This is a genomic window from Desulfotalea psychrophila LSv54, from assembly GCF_000025945.1.
In the GTDB taxonomy this organism is placed as follows: Bacteria; Desulfobacterota; Desulfobulbia; order Desulfobulbales; family Desulfocapsaceae; genus Desulfotalea; species Desulfotalea psychrophila.
The window spans coordinates 3282282-3294399 of record NC_006138.1; the positions used below are offsets into that span (position 1 = coordinate 3282282).

12 protein-coding genes and 1 pseudogene are annotated in these 12118 nt (G+C 47.0%); 2 read left to right on the top strand and 11 right to left on the bottom strand.

What is annotated here, in order from left to right; translation table 11 throughout:
• Positions 1-21 precede the first annotated feature (21 nt).
• From DP_RS14705 to DP_RS14740, 9 genes are all read right to left on the bottom strand, one after another.
• Positions 22-1791 carry a hypothetical protein gene (locus tag DP_RS14705; protein ID WP_041278078.1) on the bottom strand — a complete coding sequence of 590 codons (1770 nt, stop codon included), beginning with the start codon at positions 1789-1791 and terminating at the stop codon, positions 22-24.
• 73 nt (positions 1792-1864) lie between these two features.
• Positions 1865-2245 (bottom strand): hypothetical protein, encoded by a 381-nt coding sequence (locus tag DP_RS14710; RefSeq protein WP_011190144.1) that lies wholly within the window; start codon positions 2243-2245, stop codon positions 1865-1867.
• A 106-nt stretch (positions 2246-2351) separates the two neighbouring features.
• Positions 2352-3239, bottom strand: coding sequence for a 16S rRNA (cytosine(1402)-N(4))-methyltransferase RsmH (gene rsmH / locus DP_RS14715; protein ID WP_011190145.1), 888 nt, complete (start codon positions 3237-3239; stop codon positions 2352-2354).
• A 10-nt stretch (positions 3240-3249) separates the two neighbouring features.
• Positions 3250-3702 carry a division/cell wall cluster transcriptional repressor MraZ gene (locus DP_RS14720; protein ID WP_011190146.1) on the bottom strand — a complete coding sequence of 151 codons (453 nt, stop codon included), beginning with the start codon at positions 3700-3702 and terminating at the stop codon, positions 3250-3252.
• 398 nt (positions 3703-4100) lie between these two features.
• Positions 4101-4505 carry a 4-fold beta flower protein gene (locus DP_RS18095; RefSeq protein WP_156792327.1) on the bottom strand — a complete coding sequence of 135 codons (405 nt, stop codon included), beginning with the start codon at positions 4503-4505 and terminating at the stop codon, positions 4101-4103.
• Between the two features lie 599 nt (positions 4506-5104).
• A complete protein-coding gene (gene panB, locus DP_RS14725; protein ID WP_041278079.1) occupies positions 5105-5944 on the bottom strand; it encodes a 3-methyl-2-oxobutanoate hydroxymethyltransferase in 840 nt (279 codons plus the stop codon).
• Positions 5945-6100: 156 nt separating this feature from the next.
• Positions 6101-6853: a YebC/PmpR family DNA-binding transcriptional regulator gene (locus DP_RS14730; RefSeq protein ID WP_011190149.1), complete on the bottom strand. Its 753-nt coding sequence runs from the start codon at positions 6851-6853 to the stop codon at positions 6101-6103.
• Between the two features lie 43 nt (positions 6854-6896).
• A complete protein-coding gene (locus DP_RS14735) occupies positions 6897-7502 on the bottom strand; it encodes an SAM-dependent methyltransferase (protein ID WP_011190150.1) in 606 nt (201 codons plus the stop codon).
• A gap of 175 nt (positions 7503-7677) precedes the next feature.
• Positions 7678-9138, bottom strand: a complete 1461-nt coding sequence (locus tag DP_RS14740) for a CCA tRNA nucleotidyltransferase (RefSeq protein WP_162096667.1) — start codon at positions 9136-9138, stop codon at positions 7678-7680.
• Between the two features lie 144 nt (positions 9139-9282).
• Here DP_RS14740 and DP_RS18685 point away from each other — a divergent pair, with 144 nt between their 5' ends.
• The gene (locus DP_RS18685) at positions 9283-10239 is read left to right on the top strand and encodes a tRNA-dihydrouridine synthase family protein (RefSeq protein ID WP_011190152.1); all 957 of its coding nucleotides are present in this window, start codon (positions 9283-9285) and stop codon (positions 10237-10239) included.
• Here the strand turns inward: DP_RS18685 and DP_RS19320 are convergent.
• Positions 10235-10876, bottom strand: a pseudogene (locus DP_RS19320) (DUF2179 domain-containing protein); the annotation flags it as partial. The gene DP_RS18685 and the pseudogene DP_RS19320 sit on opposite strands and share 5 nt — an antisense overlap.
• Positions 10877-11217: 341 nt before the next feature.
• On the opposite strand from DP_RS19320, the gene DP_RS14755 reads away from it, so the two are divergent.
• The gene (locus tag DP_RS14755; protein ID WP_041278081.1) at positions 11218-11376 is read left to right on the top strand and encodes a rubredoxin; all 159 of its coding nucleotides are present in this window, start codon (positions 11218-11220) and stop codon (positions 11374-11376) included.
• 252 nt (positions 11377-11628) lie between these two features.
• Here DP_RS14755 and DP_RS14760 read toward each other — a convergent pair whose 3' ends face one another.
• Entirely contained in the window at positions 11629-12051 is a 423-nt protein-coding gene (locus DP_RS14760) for a GNAT family N-acetyltransferase (protein ID WP_011190155.1), read from the bottom strand.
• Between the last annotated feature and the right edge of the window lie 67 nt (positions 12052-12118).

A 12118-nucleotide genomic window follows, 5' to 3' on the forward strand; every position in this document is an offset into this window, starting at 1 on the left:
TTAATCTCAACAAAGCTCCTACTACAAACGCTTTTTAGCATATCTCTTGCGACGCATACTGTCTGGATTCTGCAAACTTATCCGGCATGTTTTTATAGCTTCCATGCTCGCGCCCTTAGGCGGATACTGAGAACTCACCCAACCTGTTCCCTCAACAAGAGGCTGACAATCATAGTCCTGCAAAATTTGCAGACTCTTACGCATGCTGAGTCCCATAAGATCAGGCATCATAGCCTTTCTCTCCTTCCGGGCAGTTCTCCCTACGAGCCCTTCCTTCACCCCCTCCTGAAAAGGCAGAAATTTCTGCTCGGGTAAGAGTGGAGCAACGACAGGCAAGCTATCAAAGACCTGCTGCAGGGAGGCAATTCGCCGTAATACCTTATCGACAGCTCCGGCAAGGCTTTTCTTCCGCCCCTTGGTAACCGCGGAATTCCTTTCCACAACCAGTAACATGGCAAAATTACGTTTCAGGCTTGGTTGAAGTGCAAAGACAAGCTCCTGCTGCACAAGTCCCCTGCCCTCCTCAAAGAAGACAGGCTGAGCTTCACTTAAAAGTAAGGATGAGACGCGCCTACCACCACCCCTACTAAAGACAAATTTCTTTACCTCTTTAGAACCAAGACGAAAGGTCAAACGGGCATCCAAGGGAAAATCAATACTATGGGAGAAAAAAACACTCTCCTGACTCTGCTGGTCAACAATCTTCTCAACCACATGGGGGCGAATACTCTCCCGACCACTTGCAAGACTTGACAGTCCCATAAGGAGATGAATAGGAGAAATATTCCTTGGAGGCGTGGCAAAATTTTTGTAGGTTTCAGCCCGAGTAAAATAATCCCTCTGCCCGTTCATCACCTTATTCGAAGCCGCAAAATCAGGTTTCCATCCATCGCCAAAACCCAACCAACGCCAGACCAAGTTCTCCTTTACAATATTTTCTTGAGTCTTTATAACAGACCAGGGCAGGAAATATTTCTCGTGAGCGGACCCATAAAGGAGAGAGGCGTCAGCAAAGAGATTCTGAAAACTCTGAGGGACAGGTATAGGCTGAAGGAAAAAATTGGCACGTTGGTCCTGGGGGCACTTCCTGAATTCATTGGGATTACAGGTCGGCCACTGAGCACCGGCAAGCACCCCTCCCGTTTTAGCGTCAACCACATAGGCGGCAACGCGTTCTATATTCCCCTCCGCAGCAATACCTTGGAGCATTTTTTCGAGAAGACGCTGACTCTTTACATCTACGGTAAGAACAAGATCCTGTACACCCGATAGAGAAATTGCTAAATAATCTTTTTCCAGATCCCCACGCAGCAATTTATCAAAATAACACTCTACACCTGAAACGCTAACATCATCCTCCACAACACCAATCAAATGAGTGGCAAGACTGGTCTCCGGATAGTATCTCACCGTCTTCCTGTCAAAATATACACCCTGAAGATCGGCTGCCTCTATCTCCGCCACCTGCCCTTTGCTCAACCCTTCTGCCAGCCAGACACGCAGGGCCTCCGAATCCAATCTGGCCCGTAAGGTCTCCTGGTCGATGCATAAAATTTTCGCAAGTATCCTGGATACCGTGTCGGGATTTTCCAATTCTCTGGTTCGGCAAAAAAGGGCCACCCTCTGCGCATTCACAGCCAAAGGAGTATTGTACCTATCGTAAACATTGCCACGCGTCAGAAAGGCCTTGCCCTCAGCACCGTCTAACTGATTTTTAGCTGCAAGTATCCTGTCAACAAGGTGATAGCGAACATCACATTCTCTCCCTGCCACGGCCAATATGGAAAGCATGATAAAAAACAACCACTTCTTCCATCCCCTTTTCTTTCTCACACGAAGACGAGATTTTCTCACACCTTAATCACTACCTATAGCTAAAATAATTTTTCGCAGAATTATAAACACGGCGCTGCCCTTTTTGGGGCAGATACAGTCCATATTCTTCCGCCCGTTTCTGAAGCACAACCGAACTCATAAGCTTTCGTCTTTCACTCTTGAGCTGTAAATTTATGCCAAGAAGATCGTAGTTAATATTTTCAACCTGGGTTGTAGCACCGATAGCACGAACATTCATAGAAAAGAGCAGAGCAGAACTCAGACATACCAAAAAACTAATCAGCAGAAAGACCTTAGTCAAAGCCCTGAGTAACGGAGACTCCAATAAACCTGCCTCCTCCCCTGCCTCCGCCCTTCGACGAATCTCCTTGGGCCCAGCAGCTACTTGAAATAAATTATACAGTGCCATACCGCCCCCTCCCCATTATTTTTTAGCAATACGTTTTTTATCAAACAATTGGCCCAATAACCACAAGAACAGGCCCTCTGGGGTGGTTTTCACCACAATAAAAGGCCTACACTTTTTCCGCTACCCGTAATAGCGCACTTCTGGAACGATAATTCCGATCCAACTCTTCCTCACCTGCCTTAACGGGCTTATTGGTTATCACCTTAAAGTTTGGATTTTCCCGAAATTTACGCTTAACAATCCTATCTTCGAGCGAATGAAAGGATATTATGCAAAATCTGCTCCCTGGCTTTAAAAACTCACCTGCGTCATCAATTATTTTTGATAAATTTTCAAGTTCGGTGTTCACTGCAATACGAAGGGCCTGAAAAACCTTGGTGGCCACATGTATCTTCTTAGGGTGAAAACGCTTAGGAATAGCCCTGGCAACCACCCTCACCAACTGTTTTGTGGTCTGAATAGGTTCCAACTTTCTGGCGGCAACGATGGCTGCGGCAATAGGCCTGGCCTGGCGCTCCTCTCCATAGCAGTAAAAAAGATCCGCCAACTGCTCCTCTGTACAGGTAGCAATAATGGTCGCAGCGGTCATCTCCCCACGCTCGTCCATGCGCATATCAAGGTCATCATCACGCTGAAAACTAAAGCCCCGCGTCCCCGTATCAAGTTGCAGGGAGGAGAGACCTATATCAATCAACAAGCCATCAATATGAGAAATTCCAGCCTCGGTAAGCCCCACACCTATCTCTGCAAAATTACGGCGAACAAGAGTCAGCCTCTCTCCGTAGGGAGCTAGTCTCTCCCTACTGGCCTTAATTGCATTTTCATCCCACTCAAAGGCAACCACTCGACCATCTGGAGCCGTCCTCTCTAAAATAGCAGAGGTATGCCCTCCAAGCCCCATCGTCCCATCAACATATATACCGCCTGGCTGCAAACAAAGAAACTCCATGGTTTCCTCAAGCAAAACAGAGATATGAATTTTTTCAGCATCCATCCTTGGCCCCCTATAAAATACCCATATTGCGAAGACCTTCTGAAAAATCCTCAAAACCATCTCGGACAGCCTGCTGCTCACTGGCCCAGGCTGTCGCATCCCATATTTCAATCCAACTTAACATTCCGTTCAATACCACATTTTTTTCCAGGCCGGCATCAAGCCGTAGTGTCTGCGGAATAAGTAGCCGTCCCTGTTTATCCAGAGCTGCCTCCACAACTCCACCCACAACATAGCGTACCCAGCCGGAAAGATTTTGTTCTCCACCATGATTGTGCATCTTCGTCTCAAGTTCTTCCCACTCGGCAAGGGGATAAATTCGCAGATGAGTTTTAAAAGGAGCTATAATAAGGTCCTGACTTTCAAAACTTTCCAGGACATCAGAGAAGCGCCTTGGGAAGTTTAACCGTCCCTTGGTATCCAATGTGTGCTCTGTTCTGCTTCGAAATCGAACCTTGCGCATCCCCGTACCCCCAACTCAACAACTACTTTACACCCACCTGGTAGCCACCCTGTTAGAGTCAACAATACCACAACATGTTCGTTAAGACAAACTCAGGGTAAAAAAGGATTGACAGAACTCAAAATAGGCCAAAATGTCAAGATTAAAGGCCGGCAAAAAAAAGCAGCTCTCTTAATAAAAGAGAATACCCCTTTAACTGCCCAGAGCAGAAGCAGACCTAAATATGGCGACACTGTTGTTCTGTTTGAGGATAGGCAGTGACAGGAAAAGCAGATTGTTGCAAGGGCTGGGATAAGGCTTTACTCACCGACCTTACAAAGGTGCAGAGCGAGAAACGAACATAGTCAACTGTTTTTTCTTCAATTTAATTTCCTTATCAGCCATTTTTTGTCTGCCAATCAATAATTGGGGAAGAAGGTCATATTACTATTTTCACTCCAACCGGAGCTTCTGGATGGACGTGATGGTCGACTCATCCGACTGGATTCAGCAGGCCGACTTTGCCTGGATGATCTACTAGGTTTCGATTTTCTACCAGGCCGAGAAACACCATCAGAGCTATGGCTGGTAAAGAATGCGTACCTACCATTTTTATAATCTATAATGCTACCATTATGTAACCAACCTAAATATTGACCTAAATAAGAAATAATACATTGGTGATTATATAAATACGCTATAGGCGTTCCATCATAGTGATAAAAATATTTTCCGTCACTATGCAGATAAAACAAAGCATGGCCTGAACTATCATAAAAAGGTGTGATTTCATTCTCTGGAAATGGATTTAATTCGTTACTCATAACACTCCTCTTTAGATGCAAATGCACCAAACGCACAACAAGGCATTATACAGATCTGTATAACACACAATTTTACGTGATAGACAGACCGAAACAACTCCGACGTCATCTATGTCAACACTGTAAATATTAGGAATAATAGTTTAATAATTTATTACCCAAAAACCAGATATCTTCCACATACGCCTGCAAGCCCTACCTATCAATATACGGCCTTTATTGGACAGAATCGCCTACCCTATAAAGACACCGCGACTATCTCAATTTCTGCCATGGATATGACTCATCAACATGACAAAAGCTCACTCCCGGAGCAAGCACTGTCCAGCAACAAACAGGGCAACTACCTGAAACCTAAAAGAGAATACCACCCTGACAAATCAAGAACAAGAGGAGAATGATATAATACGCAGACTTATCTCCACTCAAGAGCTAGAAGATAAAGAGGCCTAGAAAGGGCCTTCAGCGTTAAACACTGAGCCTGAACGGAGATAGATTAAGACAAGAACCTAGAGGGGGGAGAAAGAGGCCAGAAAACACCAAGCCAAACATCTTTTGGATGGGCACCACCAAGATGCCTACAGAGAGTATTGCAGAGTTTACTGATCATCTCCGGAGAGGAGAACCTTATAATCACAGGAACTGGTAAAGGTATGCTCTGCCTCCGGAAAGGCACCGGCACGAACCTCGCCGATATAGTTTTCTACTCCCTGCCGGACCAGAGGAGCTAGCTGGGCATAATGTTTGACAAACTTGGGAGTAAATTTTTCAAAGAGTCCCAGCATATCGTTAATAACCAGAACCTGGCCATCACAGCCCTTGCCCGCCCCAATGCCTACGGTGGGCACCGCTATGGATGCTGTAACAACTTCGGCAAGACCTGCAGGAATGCACTCCAGAACCAGCCCACAGACCCCGGCCTCTTCCAATCTTTTGGCATCGGCAAAGAGTTTTCTGGCAGCCTCCATATCACGACCCTGCACCTTGTAACCACCGAGCACTGCCGCAGTCTGAGGAGTAAGCCCTAAATGGCCCATAACAGGAATCCCCGCATCAACAATGGCCTTAACCACAGGACAGACGACCTCACCACCTTCAAGCTTTACCACATCACAACCACCCTCTTTCAGCAAACGCATGGCATTAAGGACAGCATCACGCGCCCCTGTTTGATAGGAGCCAAAGGGCATATCGCCCACCACAAAGGCATCTGGGGCCCCGCGACGCACCGCTGCCATATGATGAACCATATCAGCCATGGTGACAGGAACCGTCGAATCATAGCCGAGCACGGTCATTCCAAGAGAATCACCAACCAAGAGGATGTCGATTCCAGCCTGATCAAGCAGGGCAGACATGGAGGCATCATAGGCGGTAAGCATGCTTATCTTCTGCCCGGCGGCCTTCATTGCAATAATATCCACAACGGTCTTACGCATAACAGGAATCCTCAAAAATTTCTAGGGATTGGTATAAGGTAGATCAACAGGGGACAATGCCCCGAGGTGAAGACCAGAGGCAAAAGAGGATGGGGACGAACCCCATCCTGACATAGAAGGCAAAGCGGTATCGCTTCGCCCAAATGCCTCTCTCCACTATTCAGCGAGTTGTTCCATCAACTCTTCATCAATATCGAAGTTAGAGTGAACATTTTGTACGTCATCGTGATCTTCAAGGCTCTCAAGCAGTCTGAGAAGATTTTTTCCAACCTTCTCATCGGTGACATCAACAACATTCTTAGGAAGCATGGAGATAGAGGCATCGACAAAGGCAATCCCAGCAGCCTCCATGGCTCCACGAACAGCATCAAGCTCTGTCGGATTGGTGAGCACCTGAAATTCAGTCTCGTCCTCAACCACATCTTCAGCACCTGCTTCAAGCGCCTGATCCATCAACTCATCTTCCGTGATAGTGGCCTTATCAACCAAAATCAAACCCTTCTTCTCAAACATCCAAGAGACACAACCAGCCTCACCAAGATTACCATTATTTTTTGCAAAATAGTGGCGAATATCGGCAACAGTACGGTTACGGTTATCGGTCATACACTCAACAAGCACCGCAACACCACCGGGGCCATAACCCTCATAGAGGATCTCGTCATATACCTCACCGGCAATCTCGCCTGTACCCTTCTTGATAGCGCGGGTGATATTATCCTTTGGCATATTCTCTGATTTTGCCACAAGAATAGCGGAACGAAGTCTTGGGTTACCCTCGGGATCGCCACCACCACCACGGGCTGCAACGGTTATCTCCTTGATAAGGCGGGTAAAGATCTTACCTCTCTTAGCATCATTTGCGCCTTTTTTCCTCTTGATGGTTGACCACTTAGAATGTCCCGACATAAGTACACCTATTTATTTATATTATTAGTTACAAAACACATGACTATTTTTGTGGCTTTCGATAATTCAGTCCCAGCACAAAAACTTCACGGCTCTCAATTCGAGAACTTTGCGGTTTTATCACCCGTGCGCTTTCAAAACGCTTTTTTACCGCATCAACAAAATCTGGAAAATCACCACCCTGGAAAACCTTGCAGATATAGTTTCCCTTATTGAGGAGTACCTGTTCGGCAATTTCCAAGGTCTGGTAACAGAGATTAAGCGACTGCTGTGCATCTGTCCACCTATTACCTGTGGTTTTCGGAGCCATATCAGAGATGAGCACACGAAAAGACGGACGAATTCTCCGTACAGCCTCAAGCATTGCAGGTTCACGTATATCTTCACAGATCCAGTGGATTGGGGCCGCATCGGCCCGGCCGCCGCCTACAGCCTGTTGCAGATCGACTCCGACCACAATCCCCTTAGGACCGGCAAGCTCGGAAGCATAAATAGACCAACTTCCAGGAAAACAACCCAAATCCAGGATGCTATCTCCCCGCGAAATGATGTCATACTTCTTCTGAGCCTCTTCTAACTTATAGATAGACCGAGCTGGATAGTTATCCTTTTTGGCCTTTTTAGCATAATAATCGTTTATTTTACGCACGGTGTCACATCCATTTTTCTATTACTATATTATTTAGTTCGATACCCATTGGCAGGGATAAAGCATATCTCAGGGAGCATTTCTGCTATAATATTCTCTATACCAGACAAAACAGGAGCGGCCAACCGGGGCAAATAAGACTTTTCTGAGTGCCTACATACCATTTTTAAGGGCCTTAGGACAAGCCTTGAAGATATTTTTTTACCCAGGCCAGGGCATCCGCCTCGGTCGCCAGCTCTCCCTCAACCCGCAACTCTTCAACTTTTGTTAAAATATCACCATAAAGAGGGCCCGGATCCAGGCTAAATTCCCGCAAAATATCTCTACCGGTGAGGATCTTCTCGCCAAGGAGAACCGGCCTGATTTTTTCATAGTAGACGGACATGGTACGCCTATATAAAAGGGCAATATCCTGCTCCATCTCCGCAGGCCGTCCCTCTCCCTGACTGGCAAGACTATCGGCAAAGGCGAGGAGAAACAGGGGCTGAAGAAGTTCTTGGGCCCGGCGATAAAGACGAAGCACCGCCCGCGGGCTCACCTCCCCGCTCTGTTGCACGGCACAGAGATGAAAGGGGTGCATATGCATGGCCACCAGGCGCGCCACGGCATCCTTCACCTCATTACTCCAGCGTAGCCTTGTCCCTATCTTTGCGACAATTCGAGCACCTCTCTCATCATGATTATAAAAGGTTATCCGCCCATCCGTCGCCCGGATATCCCGCGATCCGGGTTTACCCACATCGTGGAGAAGGGCAGCCCAGCAGAGGCATAATCTTGTTTTTTTAGCCAAAGTGGCAAGATCCAACTCCTCTCTGGAGACAAAGCTCATCACCCCACCGGCAAGGAGCCAGTGCATTTTCTCAAAACAGGCCAAGCTATGACCATAGACATCAAGATGATGGGCAGCAGGCTGGAGAATATCCCGACCGTCCGACAACTCCGGCAAGAGAAGTTCCAAAATTCCCAGATCCTCCATCCCGGCAAGGGCCTCAAGGGCAGACGTCCCCATAAGGGTCGCATCAAGCTCTGCTGAAATCCGTTCTGCCGCCACCCCCGACAGCAAGTGGCGATGGGCAATAATAGCAGGGGCAATGGCAGGATCAAAGGAGAGGGAGAAGAGACTCTGAAAGCGAAAGGCCCTGAGAATACGCAGGGGGTCACGGCCAAAGGCCTCCGGCAGGGGGCGCAGTATTTTATCCGCTAAATCATCTCTACCGGAAAAGGGATCAATGAGATCTACCTTCTCTCCCCTCAGAGTGGACAGGGGCAGAGCCATGGCATTCAGGGTAAAATCACGCAGGGCAAGATCTTCCTCCAGAGAGGAGGCTGACGCACGAAAGGAGGAGATATCTACTATTTCATGACGATAGACTATACGACAGGCCTCCTCATCACCTTCGGACAGGGGGACAAGGCTCCCCTCGCCCAGTTGACGCAACAGGCGGCGACAAAAATCAATTGCCCCTGCTCCGGTTACCAGATCAAGATCCTTGGCCGAACGGCCGAGAAAATAATCCCGTACCGGGCCACCAGCGACCCATACCTCAGCATCCAACTGCCGACTTACGGCAAACAGGGCTGTCACAATATCAGGGGAATAGTCCCCTGCCAATGACACCTGAATCTTTTTCTCCACGACCTTTCTCCCTCTCTTTCTAAAAAGCAGATGACAAGCATCCATTTTTTGCCTACAGTTGGCCTGCTGAAATCATCCTCAGCAAATATTCACCTAACAACAAAATCCACATAACACAATATATATTGTCGGTACGCCAAGATCATGACTCAAGAAATACGACTCTCACTCGCTCCTATTCGCGGCCTGACCACAGCCAGTTTCCGCTCTCTCTTCTGCAAACACTTTGCGGGATTTAACTCCAGCATCGCCCCATTTATCAACCCACAGAAAAGGGCCTCCTTTGATAACAAGATGCTCAAAGACGTCCTCCCTGAGGCCAACATGGTTGTCCCCGTTATTCCCCAACTACTACATAACAATGCAGAGGATTTCATCGCCCTGGCAGGGCGGCTGGCAGAGCTGGGATATAAGGAGATTAACTGGAACCTCGGTTGCCCTGCCCCCATGGTGGCAAAAAAGAAACGGGGCTCTGGAATGCTTGCCCACCCTGATCTGATCGTTGAGTTTCTAGAAGAGGTGCTCCCACAAATCCCGGTAAAGCTCTCCATCAAGACCAGATTGGGCTACAGCAACACAGCTCAAACCAAGGAGCTCTTACCAAGATTGGACCAATTTCCATTAACAGAGATAATCATCCATGCCCGCCTTGGCAAACAGATGTATAAGGGGACAACGGACCCCGATACATTTGCCGAATGCCTCCAACTCAGCCAGCATCGAATTGCCTATAATGGGGACATCACCACTCTTGAGCACTTTCATGAACTACAGACAAGATTTCCTCAGGTGGAGCACTGGATGATTGGACGAGGCGCCCTCGCTGACCCATTTCTTGCTGAAAGAATAAAGGGAATCGGCAAACTCACCCCGACACAAGAGCTTCTCCGCTTAGAGAAGTTCCATGCAGAGCTCTTTGAGATATACAGGGAGGAGTTAAGCGGGCCAAGCCACATCGTTGGCCGAATGAAAATGCTCTGGCAGTATCTGGGGGCCTCATTTCCGAAGCAAAAGAAATTACTAAAAAAGGTACATAAGGCCTACAACGAAGAACAGTTCCAGGAAAGTGTCTCTCAGCTCTTCCAAGCTGAGAGAGACTAGAGGGCGAAGAGCCCTCCCCGGAGAACCCTTGAAGGGCACTTGAGGGGGAATGGTACTTCTTCTTCAAAACCCGCCGCCAGCCTGTCATGGGTTGCATAATGGGGCGGTAGACATTACTCACCTCTCCCGCCCGCTCACTCACATAAAAGGCCTTGGGATCAAGGGCCATTACCTTCTTCAGAATTCTTTTCATATCCCTTCGTCGGCAGACAATATAGAGCTCGGTAACAATCCCGGAACGTCCCTCGCCCTTAAATGCAGTTACGGCATATCCCTGTTCACGAATTTCATAGGCTATTTCATTGGAATTATGCCGACTGATAACCCGGAGAACCAGATGGCCCAGGGCTATCATTCTCTCAAATTTAATACCGACAATATTCCCCGTGGCAAAGCCAAGGGCATAGACAATCACCAGCAGAGGTTGTTCAGTCACCGTCTGGACAATAGTGGAGACCACAACGAGCCAGATTGCTGCCTCAAAAAAACCAAGCCAAAAGGCCATGGTGGTTCGTCCATGGACAATAGATATGGTACGCAGGGTACCAAAAGATACATCCACCACCCGAGACAAAAAAACCATGGCCGCATAGAGCAGGCTCGCTGGCTCAAAGAAAGAAACAAAATCCATAATCATATCCGTATAGCAAAAAATCGTTACATATAAAGAGTTATTTTCACTGCTAAAAAAGACAAAATAATCTCCACTTACCAAGACCACGCCAGAATGACCGGAAGTTTATACAATCACTTTTTGTTTCTTGCAAGAAATTTTATTTTAGTCTGCTATTTTTTTCTGCAGAGCCACAAAGAGACAAATTCATTATAGTTGACTGCCCCCATATTTTAAAATTTTCTTTGTATTTTCCCAGAGTAGGGGCTAAACTTTTTTTAGGCTATTTCTCTTAACGGCGCTAAACTTTATGGCACCGACAAGTAGCAACAATTATTACAACCAAAAATCGAATGGAGGATATTATGCAAAAGTGGGAATGCCCTTGCGGATACATCTATGACCCCGAAGAAGGCGATTACGACAATGGCGTAGAGCCTAAAACCGCCTGGGAGGATCTCCCCGACGACTGGACCTGTCCTCTCTGCGGCGCTGAACAGGACGCCTTCTGGAAGGCTGACTAATCCACATCCGTTTCAAATAAAAAGGGAGCAACTGATTTCTCAGTTGCCCCTTTTTTTGTGAAAGAGTAATAACGTTTCATACTGGCAGACTGTCACTCACCTTATTTTCAGCCTTGTATCTTGCATCGCAGCTTGCACAAAATGGAGCAACTTTTCCAAGAGATAGCTTGCTCAAGCTCTATAGACCACACTGCCCTTATTAGAAACAATCCCACCTATCGCAGAATAGGAGTGGATCAGTTTTTTCGATATTTACTCTGTAAATCCACTTTTTGTTTTGGCCGCACTATCAGTAAAAAGAGCCATGCCAGTTTTCATCCTCCGAAATTGATGCTTTTGATAAAATCCCTCTTTCCCAGGCGAGGCATAAAGAATGACACTACATCCCGGAATCTGTTCTAATATGTTTTGCACGATTAAAGAGCCAATGCCTTGTCCTTGGTACTCAGGCCAAACAGCACAGTCATAAATAGCAGCTTGATATTCCCCATCAGAGAGAGCCCTTCCAAAACCGATAAGCCTGTTCTCAGAATATATAAAAACTGTGGTATGGCTGGCCTCAAATGCACGTTTGTGCTTGTCTGGTGAGTGGTATGCCATTCCTACAGCTTTTAATGTTTCTGATACAATTTCCCAATCAACCTCACTGCAGTCATTCACTATTTTAAAATCCACGTAATATCTCCAATCTATTTCTCAATATTGAGCAGTGTAACTCGGCTTGTTGCACAAATAGAAGTTG

Bases quoted from the DNA above. Each gene is read 5' to 3' on its own strand.
- DP_RS14705 (WP_041278078.1), bottom strand. From the start codon at position 1,791: ATGCTTTCCATATTGGCCGTGGCAGGGAGAGAATGTGATGTTCGCTAT.
- DP_RS14710 (WP_011190144.1), bottom strand. From the start codon at position 2,245: ATGGCACTGTATAATTTATTTCAAGTAGCTGCTGGGCCCAAGGAGATT.
- rsmH (WP_011190145.1), bottom strand. From the start codon at position 3,239: ATGGATGCTGAAAAAATTCATATCTCTGTTTTGCTTGAGGAAACCATG.
- DP_RS14720 (WP_011190146.1), bottom strand. From the start codon at position 3,702: ATGCGCAAGGTTCGATTTCGAAGCAGAACAGAGCACACATTGGATACC.
- DP_RS18095 (WP_156792327.1), bottom strand. From the start codon at position 4,505: ATGAGTAACGAATTAAATCCATTTCCAGAGAATGAAATCACACCTTTT.
- panB (WP_041278079.1), bottom strand. From the start codon at position 5,944: ATGCGTAAGACCGTTGTGGATATTATTGCAATGAAGGCCGCCGGGCAG.
- DP_RS14730 (WP_011190149.1), bottom strand. From the start codon at position 6,853: ATGTCGGGACATTCTAAGTGGTCAACCATCAAGAGGAAAAAAGGCGCA.
- DP_RS18685 (WP_011190152.1), top strand. From the start codon at position 9,283: ATGACTCAAGAAATACGACTCTCACTCGCTCCTATTCGCGGCCTGACC.
- DP_RS14755 (WP_041278081.1), top strand. From the start codon at position 11,218: ATGCAAAAGTGGGAATGCCCTTGCGGATACATCTATGACCCCGAAGAA.